The organism is Parendozoicomonas sp. Alg238-R29 (genome assembly GCF_947331445.1).
Lineage (GTDB): Bacteria > Pseudomonadota > Gammaproteobacteria > Pseudomonadales > Endozoicomonadaceae > Sansalvadorimonas.
Window position 1 is genome coordinate 1 of sequence record NZ_CAMZOG010000010.1, and the last position, 20,766, is coordinate 20,766.

The window sequence follows — 20,766 nt, forward strand, 5'->3', positions numbered from 1 at the left end:
AGAATATAGATGCGGTTATTTTCAAGACCTTTCTGTATTAACTCATCTTTCACTGCTCGTGCCCTGTTGATAGCCAGTTCTCGCAACGTCTGGTCTGCCACGGCCCAGTTGCTGACAAGAGTTGCAGCTAGCTCTGAGGCTGATTTTCCGCTTGAGTCAAGAGACTTTTCCTGAGCCAGAACTTTGAGTAGCTCGAATCTGGTATCGTCAGGAATCGCGACATTCTTGTTTCCATCGGAGCTGGTTCCCTGTTCAATCAGTTGTTGCTGATAGCGTTGTTGCAGTTCCTGTTGCAATTGCTGTTGAGCAATTATCGGCGTATCGCTGATTTTACTGGCAGTCGCTTCAATTTCCAGATTCAGTTGCGGGCGCTCATGCAAAGCGTTAACAAGAGAACTGACAGTGGATTTTTGTTGACTGGTCAGAGCGCTGTTTCCCGGAGCAAAGGTAAAGGAAGACATATCTTCAGCATCTCCAGAGATCAGTGATGCCAGCATATTAAAAGGAGCAGTAACAATATTGGCGATGAAGTTGACTATGGCCATGCGGATCACTGGGCCAAGTTCAAACTGTGGGTTGTCGAGATCTCCAGATATAGGGAGATCAACAGCTATACGTCCATCTCTGTCTTTCAATAACGCGATAGCCAACTTGAGTGGCAGGTTGGTGGTATGTTCACCGGGAACCTTTTCCCCTAACGTGAGATCGTGCAAGAGAATATTGTTGCTGGCGTTCAGTTGACTGTTCCGGACTGCGTAATTCAGGTCAATATCCATCCGTCCTTTGCGAATTTTGTAACCAGCAAAACGGCCGGAATAGGGAGTAAGGGTTGTCAGCTCAATATCTTTGAAAGATAACCCTACCTTTGTTTGTTTAAGTGGTGATTCTGGTATTAGAGACGCATTGATCTGTACAGGCGAATATTTGTCCACTTCTCCCTTCAAAGTCATGACTGTACTCTGCGGCGAGAGACTGTTAAAACCGGTGATTTCTCCATTCAGTTTATGAATGGGAGCGGCAAAACCCGGTTTGAAGGATTGATCGGCAAAGTCCAGTGAGCCGTTCTCGATAGTAAACTTTTGAATGGCGATTCCTGTTGCAGGCGCTGAGTCACTTGAGGGATTTTCTGGCTGCCCAGAAGGTCTTACCAACTGAGCGAGGTTGGTATTGAACTGGTTATCCAGAATCACTCTGGTTGCAGGAGCAGAAAAGTGCAGGTCAGAAATATTCAGCTGGTTTTCCTTTTGCAGGAACTGCAGCTTTCGCGCCGACAGGTTGTTCCAACTGAGAACCAGGGAACCATCCCGGCTGTCGGTTATATGAAGGTTATCTACCGACAGATTACTATTCATAGCCAGCTGGTTATTGGGGCTCCAGCTGAGGTTGATATCTCCGGACGCAAAACCGTTGCCAATAACGCCGTATATATAGGGCGTTAAGTAAGGTTGTATATCGGCAAGGGGAATGTCCTTCAAATTTAAAAAAGACGTTACTTGAGAGGCCTTAATCGATGCATGAATAGACAGGTTTCCACTTTCGTTAATCACAGTCTGCAGAGAAATATCGCCACTCTGTTCTGGCCAGGAGAGTGCATTACCCTGTATAGCTAAAGGTGAAAGGGTCAGCCGGAATGGTTCGTTTTCAGGTGTATTAGCCCAGTCGGTGAGTTGGATTGCCCCTCCAGCAATCAAGAGCTGGTTAATAACAATATGGACAGGGTTCCCAGATTTTTCCGGGGATGGTGCGTTCACAGTTCCATCTTGAACGGATGTTTTCAGAAGCTCCGAAAGGTTCACTTTCCCGTCTGAAAGCAGCTGGATATTGATTGTTGGCTCTTCAAGTTCAATACTGTCGAAGATAACTGATTTACGTGACAGAGATGACCATGACAGGTCAATGGACAGTTTGGAAAAACCCATGATGGGCGCTGAGTAATCATTTCCAAGCTTAATCGATTGCAACCCCAGGCGAAGAGTAAACGGGTTGAAGGTGATTGCGCCGGTTTGAAGAGGGGCTGACAGGTATTGAGGAGCCAGCCAGTAGGCAGAAAGGTGTATGATCACCGGTATTAGCACGAAGCCTGCCAGACAGTAAACTAAAAGGGCTTTACTCAGGATTGATAATAGACGACGCATCATTTTGATAGTGATCCGGATCTTACTTCGTAGGGGTATGATAATACGACAACATAACTATAAATGTTTATTCGAATTAAAAAAGCACTTTAGAAACTACATGTGATTTGAATGTGTTTTAAGAGAATAAATTCTCTTGAATGTCAAAGGGTAATCGTCTTCAGAAAAAACAATAATAATTCGCCCTGTGAAGTCGCTATTGAAAATCGAATAATTGCTAGGCCTTTACTAAAAGCTGTTAACAAGAACTGATGTCGTCAAAGACAATTTTGATGATCACAGTCGTATTTTTATAAATGATAGTTACTGTCAGTTTTCCCCACAGTTAAACCTGTGGAATTACAATACCTATTGCTTGTAGCGCATAAAACACTGGGGGTGTTCGGTACTATCGCTACCAGTGGTATCCGGATTATTGCTTCCGAGAAGATTGATAAGCGCGGAATCCTGATTCTGGCGGCATCATTTGGTCTGGGCCTTGGTGTGTCCTACGTGCCAGATATCTTCAACTACATGCCTCCAATCATTAAGAGTATCTTCTCCTCCGGTTTCACTACTGCTGCTATTACAGCCATGGTTCTTAATCTGGTTGTTCCTGACAAGAAGTATGCAATAGATGAGAGCCCTGTCGATTATTCCGAGAATCAAGCCGCATAATTAGAGGGCGTTCTGACTGAAAAGCCCCGGCACATGCTGGGGCTTTTTGCATTAAGGACAGAATACATAACAAGAAAATACTGAGAAGGAACTGAAAACCCTGGCCCCGGTCTGAGGTTTTTTGATGTTCAGGAGTATGGAATGTTAAATGTTTTTAGCCTTAAGAGCAGTTCTGGGGAAATAGGTGCGAATCAAGGTAAGGATCATATTGAAAGTGATAAACTGAGCACTGTTCCAAAAAGCGGTGTCGGAGATTCTTACTCTTCTGAAGCGGCTGACAAGCCTGTTTTTTCCTATCAAGTGGATAGCACGAGCCCAAGAGCATTGTTATTACCAAAGTCAGGTTCACCAGAGCCAGAATCATCAGAGCCAGAATCATCAGAGTCGGAATCATCAGAGAGTGAAAAAGTGACCGCTGATCTTATAAGCAAGGTTATGACTTCCTCTTTGAAATTAACCATTATCAAGAATCTGGAAAAAGTAGAGAAAGTGTCGCTACCAGAGTGCAGCGGTGAAAAAGAATGGCTTCAAAATGTGGCAGATAAAAATGTTAACCGATTCAACATGCTTATGGCATGGGCATTGACTCACGAGGGGGCATGCCCTGTAGAGCTTTGCAATATGTACGGGGATGAGAATGAATGCGATCCGGAAGAGAATTTAGCGTGGCTTGGTGAGCATGTTCCTTATTTTAGATGTCTTCTTTTTAAAATGAATCAAGCTGATGAAAGTGAGAAGCTTTGGGAAAAGCTTCTCTGGGATCATTTAGAACCCTATAAGCCTTTGATGCGAGAAATTGATACTGCTGTAAAGGAGAAGGGGTTTGAGGCTGCGAAGAAAACTTATGAGGAGAAATTGGAGATCGCCACATCTTTTGTGATGTATCGGATGGTTCTTGAGGACAATATTGAACAATACGAACACGAGTTTCCTACAGTTTGCCGTTATATAGAACCTTTTCTGGATGAGTATTGTGGCGTGAACGCTAGTGATTTTGACTATACAGATCGCAATGCTGAAAAGATGGGCAACGTCCGTTTTGAACTTGATGAAGCTCTGTTTGATGACGATTGTAAGGTTATTCGAGAGCTGGAAGGTAGGGTGAAGGAGCAGAAAAATCCCGCGGGAGTTGTATATCAGGAATTCAGAACGATATTGGGTATAGACTCTTCTTCATCAACGTATTCAGATGAAGACGATAGTGACGATGAGTTAACCGATTCTCAAGAAGACTCATCAATTTCGGATCAGGAAGGAGACTACGAGCCTAGTGCGAAAAGACAAAAGACCCTGTAAATAATTCTGTGTCAACGCACCTGATTAAGTATTGCTCAGTTCTTTAAGCCGGTGTCCATTTTTACTGCTTCAGATCACTTTAGGGGACTAATAAAAACTGAACTATGACTTGTGGCAAATGTTCGTGTTTTTTAGTGTTAATGTGCCTGGTTTTTTTAAAGGGAAGAAAATCTGTTTGATCTATATCATGCCAGAGTCATTTTGATGTTGACGTTAATTGCCAACTCTAATATTTATTAACTGTTCTCAAATGAGTCCGGACGGTCTTCAGGCAATAGACTTGGTTGTTGTTTTTATAGGGTTTGTGGTGTATCTGGCTTCTCACGAAAACTTCATAAGAATAACTAATGCCTTTTAAGATTTATGTTGAATCATTGTTGTACGCCCAGCGATATTGTTGTACGCCCAGCGATATTCCTGTTTCGGCAAGGTAAGCCTCAGGTGTATCGATATCCCGGTATATTTCGGGGGAGGATACCGGGATATGAATACAACAATGTTTTAAAAGTTGTTTCATAGGGCGGTTATGGTCGGCATTTAGCAGCGCCGGGATCATTGAGTCCGTTATTAAAACAGGATGACCTGATTGACCATTACAAATCGGAAAAACAGCACACTTATTACGAGCTGCATCGTGTCTTGCTGACCATAGGGTACTGAAGTTTTTCCTGTTTAGAAAAGGCAGGTCTCCGTGGGTAATAAAAGCGAAGTCAGAAGATACATGAGCGAGGCCGGTGAGAACTGAGCTGGTTAAGCCCTGCCGGTAATCCGGGTTGAATACCAGATGGATATTATCCCGACTGTGGTAACGCTCAAAAAGTTCATCGCTGCGGTGACCAGTAACCAGTATCACCCGGTGGCAGAACGAAAGCGCATGAGTGAGGGAGCGATCCAGAATTGTTCGCAAACCTTGAGATTGGTCACCGAGGGGAAGCTGTAGCTTCCACTCCCCCATACGGGATGAGAGCCCGGCCGCGAGAACAACACAGTCCACTGGTTGTGAATATTCAGACGTCGGCTCGTTGATATCCTGTTTTCCAAAAGCCTGTTGCTCAGTACAGGCCGTATTCTTGGAGGTTTTGGAGTGTCTGTTCACTGTACAATCCCTGCGCTCAATACTCAAAGAGACTCCCTTTCTGGCAGCGCTCATGGGAAGAGAAGCATTGTTGAGGCATTCGCTTTCCCGTCATTTTCTCGAAAGGGCGCTGAACGCATTATCGCGATCACAGGCGCTGGAGGAAAGAGCACATTGATGTACGGGTTGGCAGAGGAGTTGTCTGAACAAGGGCTGCGGGTCGTTGTCACCACCACCACAAAGATTTATCGACCTGATCATTACACTTTATCTACTCCTGATTCTGTTCATTCTCTTTCGCAGGGAGAAATCCGTGTTGTCGGCGATGCCTGTGCTGAAGAGCCAGCCAAGTTGTCAGGAATTGGCATTCACCATCCGTTCAGCTGGGTAACAAATAATATCTGTGATGTTGTTCTGGTTGAAGCTGATGGTGCCCGTGAAAAACCATTAAAGGCACCGAAACCGGGAGAACCTGTTCTACCCATTGGCTGCAACCTTGTTATTGGGGTCACTGGCTGGGATGGGCTTGCGGCCCCGGCTGGGCCAGAGGTGATTCATCGCTGGCCACTGTTCCAAAAACTGACCGGTCAAATAGAAGGTGAGCCGGTTAACGATTTTGCTCTTATCCGCTTACTCAATAGTTCGAAAGGTTTGTTTGGTGAGGTTCCCAATACAGCCCGCGTGTGTTGGCTGATTAATAAAGTTGAAGATGAATATGATCGGGCTGAGGCACAAATAATGTGTCAAACGGCTCTGCAGTACAGTCATCGGATTGATACTGCTGTGATTGGTGCCCTGCAGTCCTCCGACAGGGGGCTGGAAAGTATCTTTAACAGGCACTGACTTATGCATATTTGGAAAAGCCATAAATCTGTTTGCCGAAGCTGCTCGTTTAACCGAAAGCAATACACCCTTTGCCCTTGCCACCATTGTTTCAACCAAAGGTTTCTGTTTCAACCAAAGGTTTCTGTTTCAACCAAAGGTTTCTGTTTCAACCAAAGATTCCGCGCCCCGGCATTTAGCACAGATGCTGGTCTGGCTGAAATCTTGATGGAACGAAATGAACGCAGTGGTTTGCCTCTGCGTAAAGGAATTCGTAACGGAGGTGGTAACCTGGTTGTTGTTGTTGTTGCTGTGCGGGGAGCGGGAGATATTGCTACCGGTACAGCTGTACGGTTATTTAACAGCGGTTTCCAGATAGCCATGCTGGAGGTTGCGAAGCTCACTGTTATTCGAACAACTGTTATTCAAACAACTGTTATTTGAACAACCGTGTCTTTTGCTCAGGCGCTTTATGACGATCTGGTTTCCCTGCTGGCCATTTTCAATACGTGTGGTCGTGTGGTGATGGGAAATGCTGTCTGACAAGATTGGACGAGTTCCGACTCTGATGCTGGTTATCGCTCTGCAGTTGGGTAACATGGTTCTGTTCCCAAGCCTGAATTCTGAAATGAGCTTTGTACTGGGTGTGGCTCTGGCTGGTGTTGGCTACGGTGCACTGCTGAGTATCTTCCCATCCATGACTGCCGACTATTTTGGCATGAAGAGCTACGGCTCCAATTTCGGTGTGGTTTACACCGCATGGGGTATCAGTGGTTTCATGGACCCTGTGATGGCCAGTATGGTTGTTGACGCAACTGGCTCCTACGCTATTGTTTACACTGTATCTGCTGTAATGCCGGGTATTGCTGGTGCCATGGCGTTCCTGACCAAACCAGTAAATGTTCAAAAGCTTAAGCAAAAAGGCGTTCTGGCTGCTGCCGGAGTACACCCTGAATTCTCCAAATTTTTCATGGGAAACCCCCGATGTCTTGGCATCGGGGTTTTTCTTTCAGGTGGAATAACTAGCTGAAATGGCTATTTGCCCTGCTGATGCCACAATAGTACAGGCCTTTAAACTCCTGTAAGCTGCACCGCCGCCAGAAGGCGGGATGATACTGATTTCCTTTTACTGACACAGGCTACTCTATGAGCTTTACTTCCCTGGGCTTATCCCTCCCTATTCTTAAAGCGGTTGAAGATAAGGGTTACAAAACCCCTTCACCCATACAGGCCCAGGCGATTCCTGCTGTGCTGCAGGGTAAAGATGTTATGGCTGCGGCACAGACTGGGACCGGTAAAACCGCCGGATTTACCTTGCCTCTGTTAGAACTCTTATCAAAAGGTTCAAAGGTAAAAGGCAATCAGGCCCGTGCACTGGTGCTAACACCAACCCGTGAGCTGGCCGCTCAGGTGAGCGAAAGTGTTGTAGCTTACAGTGAACACCTGCCTCTAACGTCCACAGTCGTTTATGGGGGTGTGAAGATAAACCCGCAGATGATACGTTTGCGTCGTGGAGTCGATGTCCTGGTGGCTACCCCTGGTCGTCTATTGGATCTGTATAACCAGAATGCTGTAAAGTTCAATAATCTGGAAGTGCTGATTCTGGACGAAGCCGACCGTATGCTGGATATGGGGTTTATTCACGATATCCGCAAGATTATGGCGCTGTTGCCCAAGAAACGTCAGAACCTGATGTTTTCAGCAACTTTCTCCGATGATATTCGTGGATTGGCAAAAACTATTGTTCACGACCCGGTTGAGATCTCTGTTACCCCGCGCAACGCCACAGCCAAAACTGTTAAACAGTGGATCTGCCCGGTAGACAAAAAGAAAAAGCCTGCCCTGTTGTTAAAGCTCATTACCAGCAATCGCTGGGAGCAGGTGTTGGTATTCAGTAAAACCAAACATGGTGCGAATAGACTCGTAAAGTATCTGGATGGCTACGGCCTGAATGCTGCAGCGATTCATGGTAATAAAAGTCAGGGGGCACGAACAAAAGCTCTGGCTGATTTCAAAAGCGGAGAGCTCCGGGTGCTGGTAGCCACGGATATCGCCGCCCGTGGTCTGGATATTGACCAGTTACCTCAGGTTGTGAACTTTGACCTACCGCAGGTTGCTGAAGACTATGTCCACAGGATTGGTCGTACCGGTCGTGCTGGAGCAACCGGAACAGCTATTTCTCTGGTGTGTGCCGATGAGTTCAAGTTGTTATCTGATATTGAACGTCTGACAAAGAAACTCTTGGAACGAAGAGACATTGAAGGTTTCGAGCCAGTCCACAGTTTACCGGAGTCGCGGCTAGACCTGCGTCCTCTGAAACCCAAAAAGCCCAAAAAGCCGAAGCAACCGAAAACTGAACACAATGACGGGCAGCGTTCTGGTGATAATGCTCGGGGACACAAGCCTGCCGGCAAGAATAAAAAACATACCGGTAACCGTGATGGGAAGAGTGAACAGCCTGGGTTGAAACCTCGGCAGGGAAATCGTAGACGTCGCCCTGTCACTAATCGCAGTAAGACCTCAGTCTGACTTTTCTCCCGAACCTCGCCGTAACATTCACGTTGTTGCCAGAAACTCTGGCAACAATTTTTTTATTCCAAACATGTGAAAAATAATATTCTCGTTTGGAAAAAACTGCTTTTAGCAACTATACCTGTCTCGCTTTCCTCCGGCACAGCCCGCAAGGCTTTATAACATAAATGTAATGGAGGGGGTTCCTTTCTGAACTTTCCGTAAAACAGGCCGAAGTTATGCGTCGTTTACTGCTGTTGTTCGCAGCCGTCCTCATTCCTTTATCTCTTGTTACGAGCCTCTCCTATGCAGCAGTAGAAAGGGGAAGAATGAGTGTGCGGTCATCAACCAAGGCTGCTGGCTCTTTTTCTACGGCAGGTGAAGTGCATACAGTTGAGATGGGAGTAGGGAGCGGATCTACATTGCCATCCCTTAAGGTACCTGTACCTGTTGGCATGATTAGTCACATTAAAGGTAAACGCTTCCGGTTAGCTGAAAGTGAACTCAACGACGCAGCACAAAGCACTGGCCAAAAGATTGCGATCATTCATGATGACATGGATAGAGAAAAGCAGATGGTGAAAAGGCTGATGGCAGGTTTTAAAATGCTGGATGCTACAGAAGAGGAGGCATTGCAGGTAGTAAAGGATGATTTTGAGCGGAAGCGGGGGGAAATACAAAAGCAGGTCAATCAGAAAAATCAGGATTTGGGAAGGCTAGACGAGTTACTGAAGCGGTGTGGGATGACGCTAGAGCAATATTCGGAAATGCTTGAAGATATCAGGCAGTTGCAGCAGGAAGATCTGAGTATAGAAAATGTAGTAGTAGAGAAGGATAGAATCTATCAAGAAAAAATCACTGCAGAGCGTGAGCTTGACAAGGTTAAGAATAATCTCACTGAGAAGGAAGCTTATTTACAGGGTCTGGTTACGAGAACCCAGAGACTGCAGAGAGAAACCGAAGATCTGACAGTTAAATCCACAACTTTGCATAATACACATCAGGATCTGGGTCTAGAGCTTCAAGCTGCCCTGGAGCGCTGCAAAGATGAGGAATGCATGCGTAATGCCCTGATGGATCAGTTGATAAAGAAGATGGAGGAAGATCCTGAGTTGATAAAACAATTGCAGGGTGAAGTCACTCAAGTCAGAGCCTCAGACTCATCAGCTTCAAACTCATCTGGAAAAGAACAACGGACACCTACCTTAACGCCATCAGCCTCATCTGTTCCCAGTGAAGGTGGTAATGATCAGAGCGGATTTTCTGTCGCAAAAGGATCTGCCGTCGTATCGACAATGCTATTAAAAGAATCTGCCGCCGTAACGACAATGCTATTAACTGCTGGGGAGGGTAGCGCTGCAACAAACGCAGGAGGGGATTCCTATAAGGATGATTTAGAGGACGAACAGGTACCCGACTCTGCTGCAGCAGTCTCCAGGGAGGCTAAAGAGCCGCCCATGGATAGTGTAACTCCGTCGTCGAAGGCGGAGGAAAGTAATACACCCTCTACAACAGAAACCTATACCGCTACTACTGCCCCTTCGTCTTCAGCCCCGACTAGAAGCAAACAGCATTCAAAAGACCAGACTGGCCAGGAAGCAGATAGGGATGGTGAGCTTCAGGAAAAAGATACGATTAGAGGCGTAATCCGAGCCGAAAGGGTTACTAATATCAAAGAGTTAAGTAAGTTCCAGACATACAAAATATGCGGGTGGCAAGGCTGTCAGTGGATGCTGGTCCAACTTGGTATGTACACTGACCCTCTTCAAACACACATACTGACTCAGGAAGATGGAAGTCTAATTACCCATGAGTTCGTGTCAGCACGCAACAAAAACGATGATAAGTCGGCCACCTTTTCCAAAGGTGTGCCAGTTGAAGGTATGTCCCGTAGTGGCAGGCTGTTTAATGTACATATCCAGCAGGAGTTCGAAAACGTTCCAGATATTCCCCAGGAGCTTCAGAATATAAAGTGGCATTTATATGGTATTCCTCAAACAAGGACACATCCGGAGGTGGTTTTCTCGGGAGACAGAATGGCCACCGTCGAAATTGACCTTAGACCGAACCAAAATGTAATACGCGAAGGTGTTCGCAACATGAAAGTGACTATCTCTTTGGGAAACAAGGGGGAGAACGACGATAGAAAAACTTACGGCATACCTCTGGGGCTCACTTTAACGGGTTGGCTTGCTGAATCGAAACATCTCCGAGACCAGGAAGACTCACCGGTTAACCGGGATACTCTGTACGCTTTCCGGCCAGGATTTCCTAGCCAGGGAGAAGCGCTTCCCGGGATTTATTTGGTACCCAATATTCCAGTTATGCGGGACATGACGGCAGATATAGCCGACGCTGTTGCTGACGATGGTACTGGAAATTTACTAAGTCGCTGGGGAGGTAACACGACCCACTCTCCAAAACTGACTTTATCGACTAAAGCGGCTGAGGGTAGGGGGCTGCATGAGGAACCTTTAATTCGTATAGTTGAAGTTGCCCAAAATGGAGATATCTACCTGCTAGGCAAGTACAACCCTGAAATCCTTACAATGCTGAACCATGGAAAGCCCGCTAAAAAATCGAACGCTGTGATTCTGGAAAATGAGGGTGAAGTGGAAAACAGACATACGCCTATTTTATCTATCGAGTACTAGTGTGGGCAAGTAGGATAGTGCTGCTTGCCCCGGTAAGGGCGGCGGTACTCTTCGACATAATCGAAGGTGCCGCACTTTCCGCAACGCAGTTTGCCATTGCAGTTGTTAATATCCTGTTGGCAGTAACGGGCAGCTTTCAGGGCTGTTTTTCTGTCTCGTCGGCCATCAGCAATATCTTCTTTACCCGACTTACCCGACAGTTGCAGTTCAGGCGGCCAGCCTCCAGCCAGCAGGAGGAGCAATACTTTTTATAACCCCCAATAGGCATGCCGTTAATGTCCAGCATGGGCTTCGGGTTTTCAGGTTTTATCGGTGCAGCTGGTTTGGATTTGGGCTTAGGCTCTGGTGTTGGTTTCTGGCTGTTAAGTGGAGCCTCGTCGGGAACACTGTTATTGCAGAAAAGGAATCCGCTCTTAAATTGAATTTCGCCATCTTCGCAGACAGACAAGTCCACAGCTTGTTCAAACACTTGACCATAATCATCCTTGCAGTCTCAAATCATTCCCTGAGTGTTCGAATCGATAGAGCAACCGCTGCAATATTTCAGGTAATCCCCTTTCGGTAGAGGGACTGCTGAAACGTGAGTAGTCAGTAATAGAGAGGCGAGGCAAATAGCCAGAAGAGTTGTGATCGTCCTGATCATGATGTGTTCCTGCAACTTTTTATCTGCATAGTCACTCTATTGAGTTGTTAGCCCCCTAAAAGGTTAAAACCACCGGCTTTAGCTACGATACTTCCTGCCGTATGTTCGGTGTGAGATGTAGGGCAGTGGACTATAGATATGGCAGTCATACGGTTTTCAAAATTCAGTACCATTTTGTGTTTGTCACAAAGTATCGCTGCCAGGTGTTACGTGGAGATGTAGGTCTACGTGCGAGAGAGCTGATTAGAGAGACATGCCAAGCTTTTGAGATAGAAATTCTAAAAGGTGTTGTGAGTAAAGATCACGTTCACCTTTTGCTCTCATCGCCGCCCTGTATGGCTCCCAGTGAGATTATGCGCAGGATAAAAGGACGGTCTTCGACAAAACTCTTTGAGAGTTTTCCAGACTTAAAAAAGCGCTACTGGGGTAGGCACTCTTGGGCTCGAGGGTATTTTTGCGTTACATACATCGGGAGAACTCACAGAAGAGATGATCAAAGAGTATTTGGCGCATCACTTTGAGCCTCGAGTCGATGATAATTTCAGGCTGAAAGTTAACATCAACGCGTCTTTGACGCGTATCCGGACTTTCAGTCCGTAATACTAACCCACCGGCTTTAGCCGGTGGTTGTTGAGTATTCTTAGTGGTTGGTAACTCTATGTTTTTTTAAGTAAAAATGCCTAAAAAGGGAGGCGTTGGCAAGATAACTTCCTGCAAGGTTGATCTGTGTCAGGGTTGCTTCAAGCTTGACCTGTTCATCTGTGGTATTGCTTCTCAGGCAAACATCGGTGGTTCTGTATCTGCATTAATGCTAGCCAAGATTCTGATGATCTTCTGATATTCGAAGCTTGAACAGGTTTTGAAGTTAATAAGCCCTGCAGTTAATAAGCCCTGCAGTGTTAACGCGGCAGGGCTTTTGTCGTTTATAGCCCTCTATACTCCAGTGCTTAACCAAAACACTGGAGAAAAGGCCATGCCTGCGGATATTCCGGTCGCAACGGCCGGGCAGTCGCGAAAATCCTTTATGGAACGGGTAGGGCGAGCTATTCCCGATCCCGTTATTATCTTTATTGTTCTCTTCATTATTTGTGTTCTGGCATCAAATTCACTCTCTGGTGTGACTTTCTCCACTCCTGGTGCTGGAGATGAACCTGTACAGCACAGCATTTACAACATGCTCTCATTTGAGGGTATTCGCTGGATGTTTGAGCATGCTCTGCTGCAGAACTGGCTGGCTTTTGGGCATGGAGTGTTAGGTGTCATTCTGATAGTGATGCTGGGTGTTGGCATTGCTGAGCAAAGTGGTTTGCTCACCGCTCTCATTAAAAGTGTTGGGCTGCGGTTGAGCGAGCGGTGGTTGCCTGTCTTGTTGGTATTTCTTGGAATTATGAGCAGCCTTGCCAGTGATGCCGGTTATTTGATTCTTGTTCCCCTGGCGGGTTTGCTTTACGCGGGTATAAACAAAAACCCTATAGTGGGAATGGCTGCGGCGTTTGCTGGAGTTTCCGCTGGGTTTAGCGCCAACCTTCTGCCTGCTACTCCTATTGATGTTGTGATCGGTATGAATGCCAGACTCTTCGCGGAGAGTCAGGGCGTGCCTTTTACCCGTTTCAATGGTGATGATCTGACCCCAGCCACCATGCATTACTGGTTTATCTGTGTCTCAACATTTGTTCTGACAATTGCTGGTGGGCTGGTGACAGTGTTGGTTGTTGGGCCGAGATGGAAAGATAAAGGTTGGAAGCAAACTGATCAGAGTGCGTCTGAAAGTTTCTCCCTGTCAGAGCAGGAAAGGCACGGTTTGCGTTGGGCGCTGGTTGGTTTGATTATCGCTTTGGTTATTGTGACCTGGCTGATTTTCGGGCCGTTAGCTGTCTACTACACAGCTTCTGGGAAACGTGTTGCTCCATGGCTGAATAATATTATTTTGCTGATTACTCTGGTTTTTGCCCTGAGCGGGATTTTTTATGGTGCTGGAACCGGGAGATTCGCTTCAGCGGATGAAGTTGTAAAAGCTATGGCCAGACAAATGGATACCATGGGTTACATCCTTGTTCTGACCTTCTTCTGTTACAACTTTCTCTCTTTGCTTGCTTACAGTGGAATCGGCACGTGGTTAACCTGGCTGGGTGCAAGTGGTTTACAGGCAATGGGGTTACAGAATTGGCCAGTGTTATTGTTATTGGGGTTTATTTTAACGACAGCGGTTATCAATCTGTTTGTCGGTGGATTGACTTCAAAGTGGATGTTGCTGGGGCCTATCTTTGTGCCGATGCTATATCAGGTTAACAGCAATATGACGCCGGATGTTGTTGCCGCTGCCTTTCGTGTAGCAGACTCTTCAACCAATATTGTTACGCCGATGATGACTTATGCGGGGGTGGTTTTGTCGTTTATGCGACGCTATCGCCCGGATCTCTCTCCGGGTGATCTTATCGGCATTATGTGGCCTTATTCTCTGGCCTTTATCACGCTCTGGAGTGTGCTGCTGGTAGCTTTCTTTATGTTCCAGCTTCCCCTGGGCTTTTGAGAAAAGGATGGGCGGTATGACCTGGTTACGCCCTACAATATAGCAGCACTGGCATAGCAGCACTGGCGCAGGAATTATGGCAGAGGGAGCAGGTCTCTAAGCGGTAGTCTACAGCCTGTCAGTTTTTCTGTTTCCCAGCCTGCTGTAATAAAACCCTAACCCTGAACCCTAAACCTCTGCTACAAACTCGAAGGTATCACCAAGGAAGTGTGAACGGCTGTATTCTACAGGTGTGTTGTCGTCTAACAGTCCTCGTCTCTCCATAACAATAACCGGAATGCCAGCTTCAATATTCAGATAATCGGCATGGCTTTCTTCCAGCGCAACTGCCCGGAGTTTCTGAATGGCCTTTACCGGACGAGAACCTGCGCGCCCCAATGCTTCGTAGAGAGAACCGGTCACATCGAACGGTGTGTCCAGATATTTTCTTGGGACAACGGCATATTCAAGAGCGACTGGTGTGTCATCTGCCATACGTACCCGAAACATTCTTACCACCTCCGCTCCGGAAGGAAGCTGGAGTCGGGCCTGCTCGTCTTTATTGGCCAAACCGATGCCTCGCTCAATCCAGAGAGAGTCGGGATGTTTATCCACTGACTCGATAACTTCAGAAAAACTGTTGAGGCGATCGAGTTTATGGACCATCCTTTCAGCCACGAATGTACCTGCGCCCTGACGCTGGACCAGTAGGCCTTCTGTAACAAGTTCGCTGATGGCACGTTTGACAGTGACCCTGGACACCTTCATATATTGGGCGATCTCGCGTTCGGCGGGCAATGCCGAACCCCGTTCAAGGGGGCCATTGTCTATAGCTTGCTGAATCAAGCTCTGCAACTGGAGATAAAGAGGAGTTGCGTTATCTTTCAGGGAGTTGGGTTCGCCAAAAATGCGCTCTGTCTGGCCTTGCTGTGTATTGCCGGAAGATGGCGCTTTTGGAACTATCTGAACTGTGACGTCGGTCATGGTGTTACGGCTCATGATCTATCGGATCCAGAGTCTGACGGAAAACCGCTGATAGAATTCTGGCTCTGTTGTTTGGTGGGGCGTGTTCGGGTTTGAACCTTGATCATAGTCGCTACCTGAAAACAGAGGTAATACCAGAAAAAGTGAAATTGGATAATACCAATTTTGAGGTAAATGTAAGTTTTCTACCTGCAAAAGTGGGTTGAAATTGAAGTAAATATTGATTCTCGTCAATTGGACAGGTCGGAATGGCGTGGTTAGGGTGCATGGCAGGCAGAGAATAGGTATTATCCTGCGCACATTTTCCTATCAACCGGTTCCGCTGCCCACGCAGTAAACGACTGGAGACTATTAATGACCAAGATCGCAGAAATCCGTGGTCGCGAGGTTCTCGACTCTCGTGGCAATCCCACTGTTGAAGCTGATGTGAAACTGGAAAGCGGCCATTGGGGGCGTGCCTGTGCTCCTTCAGGTGCTTCTACCGGTTCCCGCGAAGCGCTGGAACTGCGTGACGGCGATAAGTCCCGTTACCTGGGTAAGGGTGTTCTCAAGGCTGTTGGTTTTATCAATGGTCCTATTCGTGAAGCCCTGATTGGTTTTGATGCTGCCGACCAGCGTGGTCTGGACGACAAGATGATTGCTTTGGACGGAACTGACAATAAGAGTCAGTTTGGTGCTAACGCAATTCTGGCTGTATCCCTGGCTGCAGCCAAGGCTGCTGCGAATGCCAGGAATATTCCATTGTATGAGCACATTGCTAACCTGAACGGTACTTCCGGTCAGTTCACTATGCCTGTGCCGATGATGAACATCATCAACGGTGGTGAGCACGCTGATAACAATGTTGATATCCAAGAGTTTATGGTACAACCGGTCGGTGCCAAGAGCTTCCGTGAAGCTCTGCAGGTTGGTGCTGAAATCTTCCACAACCTGAAAAAGGTTCTGTCTGCCAAAGGCTTGAACACGGCCGTTGGTGACGAAGGTGGCTTTGCTCCTAACCTGGCCTCTAATGCTGACGCGCTGGCTGTTATTAAGGAAGCCGTAGAAAATGCTGGTTACAAGCTGGGTACTGATGTAACTCTGGCTCTGGACTGCGCGGCGTCTGAATTCTACGTAAACGGCGAGTATAATCTGAAGGGTGAAGGTAAGGTATTTAACTCTAACTCCTTCTCTGATTACCTGGCGGATTTGACTGAGCAATATCCGATCATTTCCATTGAAGATGGCCTGGACGAGTCTGACTGGGATGGTTTTGCTTACCAGACCAGGATTCTGGGTAACAAGATCCAGATTGTTGGAGATGACCTGTTCGTAACCAATACAAAGCTTCTGAAAGAAGGTATTGATAGGGGTATTGCTAACTCCATTCTCATCAAATTGAACCAGATTGGTACGCTGTCTGAAACTCTTGATGCGATTAAGATGGCGAAAGATGCTGGCTATACTGCGGTAATCTCTCACCGTTCCGGCGAAACGGAGGATGCTACCATTGCTGATCTGGCTGTTGGTACTGCGGCTGGTCAGATTAAAACGGGTTCTCTATGCCGTTCTGACCGTGTCGCAAAGTACAATCAGTTGCTGCGCATTGAAGAAGAGCTGGGTACCAAGGCTGCCTATCGTGGCATGGCTGAGTTCAAGTAAGACTTACTGACTCGCACCCAATCGTAAAGCCGTTTTCCACCAAGGAAAGCGGCTTTTTTATGCCTGCTGTTTAGGGGCTATTTTCCTTTGAAGTACGCGTTGTTGGGAAATTCTTCGCCAAAGCGTCGTTCAAGAATCTGATGGCCGATGTCGTTCCTTTTCTTAAGGTCGGGAATCATTGTTTTCAGGATTTTTTCGTTGATCAGCTTTGCCTGCCCTGGCCTTTTACTAATCATGTTGAGGCGCCCCGGGAAGCGCTGCCTCAAAGTAAAACGCTGCTCAAAGGAAAAGTTATTGCCTTCTTTTGAATTGATGTGGTTCCAGAGTTTTATAAGGTCTTCTACTGTTTCAGCGGATGAAATGGCCTTGTTGGCATCGCCGACATTTTTCGGTTTGCTGGGGTCTATGGCCTCGGGTTTGTGAGTGGGAACATCAGAGAGTTTGAGTAGTTTAAGTCGTAATTCAAGAGCCCGATCTTCAGGGTTGGTCTTAGGGATCTGAGTTGAGACTGCATGGTTTGGTTTTGGTGTTATAGATTGGAAGCGCTTCAGGGAAGCTTTTTTGGGTGATGACAGGTTGGGTGAAGATTGAGAACGCTGGATTTTTGGCTGTCCCTCTGTTTTTTGTACGGATCGCCCTTTATGAGTGCCAGTATTTTGGTTTGGGGGTGTTTTGGTGAAATTGCTTTTAAGGCTGTTAATGAGGCGCCCGATAGAGATGCGGCTTAATCCTGACACTGCAATTCTCCTTGTGGACGGTTGATGGTCATGTCTTCTTGATATGTGTTCAGTATAAAAGGTTATGTAGCCTATTGTTAAAAATGGTATGGCAATTGATGCAGGTCAATAGCCCATGTGTACCAATGTAATACCATTTTCCCCGTAAGTTACCCATGCTGAATAATAGAAATGCAGGATTTTGGGAAGGTTTCAGAGCTACAGACTACAATGATGGCTCCTGAAATTTGGGTTGCGCAGCCAGTGATAGCTGTCGACAAGCTTATTGATGAAATTTCTAGAAATGCCGATGTGTATTTATTGGACAGGCATTTTTTAATCCCGGGCCCGTAGAGCGGACCCGCGTTGAACAAACTGGATAGTGAGAGTTCAAGATGATCCGTATTGCTATTAACGGTTATGGCCGTATCGGTCGAAATGTTCTGCGTGCCCTGTATGAGAACGGCCGCACTAACGAGTTTAAGATTGTTGCTATTAACGATCTGGGCGATGCCAAGATCAATACTCATTTGACCAAATACGACACTGTGCATGGCACTTTCAACGCTCAAGTTGAAGGTAACGATGGCGCAATGTTTGTTAATGGCGATGAGATCAAGGTTCTCTCTGAGCGCAACCCAGGTGCACTGCCATGGGCTGACTTGAAAGTTGATGTTGTACTGGAATGTACTGGTATCTTCCGTTCCAAGGTGAAGTGCCAGCCACATCTGGATGCTGGTGCGAAGAAAGTTATTATCTCCGCTCCTGGCGACAAAGACATTGATGGCACCGTTGTTTTCGGGGTTAACGAAGAAACTCTGTCTTCCAATATGAGTGTTATTTCCAACGCTTCCTGCACCACCAACTGTTTAGCACCTGTTGCCAAGCCGTTGAACGAAGCTTTGGGTATCGAATCAGGCGTGATGACAACAATTCACGCTTATACTAACGACCAGGTTCTGACAGATGTTTACCACACTGACCTGTATCGTGCCCGTGCTGCCGCACTGAACATGATTCCTACCAAGACTGGTGCTGCTGCTGCAGTTGGTTTAGTTGTGCCTGAACTGAAAGGCAAAGTGGATGGTATGGCTGTGCGTGTTCCTACTGCCAACGTATCTCTGGTGGATCTGAGCTTTATTGCCAAGCGCGATACAACTGTTGAAGAGATTAATGAGATTGTTGCTGCCGCTGCGGTTTCCAGTTCTGCCATGAAGCAAGTTCTGGCTATTAATACCCAGCCATTGGTTTCTATGGACTTTAACCACAGCCCATTCTCTTCCAACTTTGATGCCACCCAGACTCGTGTACAGGGCCGCTTGGTTAAGGTTATGAGCTGGTACGATAACGAGTGGGGTTTCTCCAATCGTATGCTGGATACCGCCAAGGCACTGATGAATGTCTGATAGCACCGGTGTAAAGGTTTAAATCGAACAGTGATGTGATGAGGGGAAATAGATGGACTTCCATTCTTTTCCCCTCTTTTTTATTCCCCCATAAAGACACTGATGGCTTGCCATTGGTGTCTTTGTGCTTGTTAATGAATATTCTTTATTGAGTGCCCTTCTGGAGCAGTATCATGCTTAGACGTACAAAAATTGTTGCCACCCTTGGGCCTGCCAGTGAAACCCGCGAAGCTCTTGAAAAGCTCGTGGCGGCAGGCGTTGATGTTGTTCGCATGAACTTTTCTCATGGCGAGCCTGAAGAGCATATGGCTCGCGCCGAACTGGTTCGTTCTATTTCTGCAGAGCAAGGCCGTAATGTTGCGATTCTGGGGGATCTCCAAGGCCCTAAAATCCGCATCGCACGCTTTAAAGAAGGAAAGGTAAACCTGGTTCCTGGTGAGAACTTCACTTTGGACGCTGATCTGGAGAGAGATGAAGGTACCAGTCAAAGTGTGGGTATTGCTTACAAGAGCCTCCCTAATGACTGTAAGCCAAGTGATGTGCTGTTATTGGATGACGGTCGCTTGAGCCTGGAAGTTGTGAGCATTGATGGCCCACAGATTCGTTGTAAGGTACTGACTGGCGGTATCCTTTCCAATAATAAAGGTATTAATCTGCAAGGAGGTGGTCTCTCCGCCCCAGCTCTGACTGATAAAGATAAAGAAGATATTAAGACTGCGGCCAAAATGGGTGTGGATTATCTAGCCGTGTCGTTTGTGCGCTGCAAGGAAGATCTGGAAGAAGCTCGCAAGCTGCTTATCGCTGCAGGCGGTCATGCTGCGATCCTTTCCAAGATTGAGCGCGCAGAAGTCGTTAACAATATCGATAAGTTGGAAGAAGTCATCTCTGCTTCAGACGCTATCATGGTTGCCCGTGGTGACTTGGGTGTAGAGATTGGTGACGCAGAACTGGTTGGTGTTCAGAAAGAGATGATCACTATGGCCCGTCGTCTGAACCGTCCAGTCATTACCGCGACTCAGATGATGGAATCCATGATCGAAAATTCTCTGCCAACCCGTGCAGAAGTCTTCGACGTGGCAAACGCGGTGCTGGATGGTACCGATGCCGTGATGCTTTCTGCAGAAACAGCAACCGGGCATTCTCCTCATGGTGTAGTGGAAGCAATGGGCCGTATTGCTTGTGCAGCAGAAAAGCAGCGATCTGTGACTGTTTCGCAGCATCGTATGGATCTGACCTTTGAGCGCACAGATGAGACCATTGCTATGGCAGCTATGTACGCCGCCAACCACCAGGCAGGTGTGAAAGCAATTATTTGCTTGAGTAAGTCTGGTCAGACTGCCTTATGGATGTCTCGCATTAACTCTGCACTGCCTATCTTTGCACTGAGTCGCCGTGAAGAAACAGGGCGCCGATTAGCTCTGTTTCGTGGTGTTCAGTCATTGCCGTTTGATGTGAGCAGTGACAGCCCTGATGTGGAAGAGAGGGCTATGGAGCTGGTTGTTGCTACCGGTGGTTTCCAGAAGGGGGATAAAGTTCTACTGACTCGGGGTAGTAGTCAGGGGAATACTAATGTTCTTAAGATCTTGACTGTTTGATCCTTCCTTTTGCAGGTGTGAGTACTATTCATGCCTGCTCCATATGCTTTTATGACTTCAGTAAGGTGCTGACTGCACTGTTACGGATAAGCATGGTCATCTATTGCTGAGAGTGCTGAGAG

Annotated in this window: 17 protein-coding genes and 1 pseudogene; 12 read left to right on the forward strand and 6 right to left on the reverse strand. The window is 46.9% G+C overall.

The annotated features are described in order from the left end of the window. The coding region (locus tag QMA35_RS04125; RefSeq protein ID WP_281645866.1) for a DUF748 domain-containing protein at positions 1-2,138 on the reverse strand (2,138 nt) is incomplete at its 3' end. 330 nt (positions 2,139-2,468) lie between these two features. Between QMA35_RS04125 and QMA35_RS04130 the strand changes: the two genes are divergently transcribed. Together QMA35_RS04130 and QMA35_RS04135 are read left to right on the forward strand one after the other, a co-directional pair. Continuing rightward, positions 2,469-2,792: a solute carrier family 23 protein gene (locus tag QMA35_RS04130; protein ID WP_281645867.1), complete on the forward strand. Its 324-nt coding sequence runs from the start codon at positions 2,469-2,471 to the stop codon at positions 2,790-2,792. A gap of 141 nt (positions 2,793-2,933) precedes the next feature. Further along, positions 2,934-4,088 carry a hypothetical protein gene (locus tag QMA35_RS04135; protein WP_281645868.1) on the forward strand — a complete coding sequence of 385 codons (1,155 nt, stop codon included), beginning with the start codon at positions 2,934-2,936 and terminating at the stop codon, positions 4,086-4,088. 361 nt (positions 4,089-4,449) lie between these two features. Here the strand turns inward: QMA35_RS04135 and QMA35_RS04140 are convergent, their stop codons facing one another. Next, positions 4,450-5,184, reverse strand: a complete 735-nt coding sequence (locus QMA35_RS04140; protein WP_281645869.1) for an NTP transferase domain-containing protein — start codon at positions 5,182-5,184, stop codon at positions 4,450-4,452. On the opposite strand from QMA35_RS04140, the gene yqeC reads away from it, so the two are divergent. The 5 genes from yqeC to QMA35_RS04165 all read left to right on the forward strand — a co-directional run bounded on the left by yqeC (position 5,173) and on the right by QMA35_RS04165 (position 11,150). Next, positions 5,173-6,006, forward strand: coding sequence for a selenium cofactor biosynthesis protein YqeC (gene yqeC, locus QMA35_RS04145; protein ID WP_281645870.1), 834 nt, complete (start codon positions 5,173-5,175; stop codon positions 6,004-6,006). The genes QMA35_RS04140 and yqeC overlap by 12 nt on opposite strands. A gap of 207 nt (positions 6,007-6,213) precedes the next feature. Then, complete coding sequence (locus QMA35_RS04150) at positions 6,214-6,429, forward strand: hypothetical protein (protein ID WP_281645871.1); 216 nt, start codon at positions 6,214-6,216, stop codon at positions 6,427-6,429. 88 nt (positions 6,430-6,517) lie between these two features. Then, positions 6,518-7,015, forward strand: a complete 498-nt coding sequence (locus QMA35_RS04155; protein ID WP_281645872.1) for an MFS transporter — start codon at positions 6,518-6,520, stop codon at positions 7,013-7,015. A gap of 116 nt (positions 7,016-7,131) precedes the next feature. Next, positions 7,132-8,514: a DEAD/DEAH box helicase gene (locus tag QMA35_RS04160; RefSeq protein WP_281645873.1), complete on the forward strand. Its 1,383-nt coding sequence runs from the start codon at positions 7,132-7,134 to the stop codon at positions 8,512-8,514. 311 nt (positions 8,515-8,825) lie between these two features. Further along, positions 8,826-11,150, forward strand: a complete 2,325-nt coding sequence (locus tag QMA35_RS04165; RefSeq protein WP_281645874.1) for a hypothetical protein — start codon at positions 8,826-8,828, stop codon at positions 11,148-11,150. Between the two features lie 136 nt (positions 11,151-11,286). On the opposite strand, the gene QMA35_RS04170 is transcribed toward QMA35_RS04165, so the two are convergent. Continuing rightward, a complete protein-coding gene (locus QMA35_RS04170; protein WP_281645875.1) occupies positions 11,287-11,619 on the reverse strand; it encodes a hypothetical protein in 333 nt (110 codons plus the stop codon). Between the two features lie 24 nt (positions 11,620-11,643). After that, entirely contained in the window at positions 11,644-11,793 is a 150-nt protein-coding gene (locus QMA35_RS04175) for a hypothetical protein (RefSeq protein WP_281645876.1), read from the reverse strand. A gap of 125 nt (positions 11,794-11,918) precedes the next feature. Here QMA35_RS04175 and tnpA point away from each other — a divergent pair. Beyond that, positions 11,919-12,393 (forward strand): annotated as a pseudogene (tnpA, locus tag QMA35_RS04180) (IS200/IS605 family transposase). 373 nt (positions 12,394-12,766) lie between these two features. Beyond that, positions 12,767-14,323: an AbgT family transporter gene (locus QMA35_RS04185; RefSeq protein ID WP_281645877.1), complete on the forward strand. Its 1,557-nt coding sequence runs from the start codon at positions 12,767-12,769 to the stop codon at positions 14,321-14,323. A gap of 168 nt (positions 14,324-14,491) precedes the next feature. On the opposite strand, the gene QMA35_RS04190 is transcribed toward QMA35_RS04185, so the two are convergent. Further along, positions 14,492-15,301 carry a GntR family transcriptional regulator gene (locus QMA35_RS04190; protein WP_281645878.1) on the reverse strand — a complete coding sequence of 270 codons (810 nt, stop codon included), beginning with the start codon at positions 15,299-15,301 and terminating at the stop codon, positions 14,492-14,494. Positions 15,302-15,640: 339 nt separating this feature from the next. Between QMA35_RS04190 and eno the strand changes: the two genes are divergently transcribed. After that, on the forward strand, positions 15,641-16,927 hold the full coding sequence (gene eno, locus QMA35_RS04195; protein ID WP_281645879.1) for a phosphopyruvate hydratase: 1,287 nt from the start codon (positions 15,641-15,643) through the stop codon (positions 16,925-16,927). 77 nt (positions 16,928-17,004) lie between these two features. On the opposite strand, the gene QMA35_RS04200 is transcribed toward eno, so the two are convergent. Then, positions 17,005-17,664: a hypothetical protein gene (locus tag QMA35_RS04200; RefSeq protein ID WP_281645880.1), complete on the reverse strand. Its 660-nt coding sequence runs from the start codon at positions 17,662-17,664 to the stop codon at positions 17,005-17,007. A 374-nt stretch (positions 17,665-18,038) separates the two neighbouring features. On the opposite strand from QMA35_RS04200, the gene gap reads away from it, so the two are divergent. After that, on the forward strand, positions 18,039-19,049 hold the full coding sequence (gene gap / locus QMA35_RS04205) for a type I glyceraldehyde-3-phosphate dehydrogenase (protein ID WP_281645881.1): 1,011 nt from the start codon (positions 18,039-18,041) through the stop codon (positions 19,047-19,049). 173 nt (positions 19,050-19,222) lie between these two features. Next, complete coding sequence (pyk, locus tag QMA35_RS04210; RefSeq protein WP_281645882.1) at positions 19,223-20,644, forward strand: pyruvate kinase; 1,422 nt, start codon at positions 19,223-19,225, stop codon at positions 20,642-20,644. Positions 20,645-20,766: the final 122 nt, after the last annotated feature.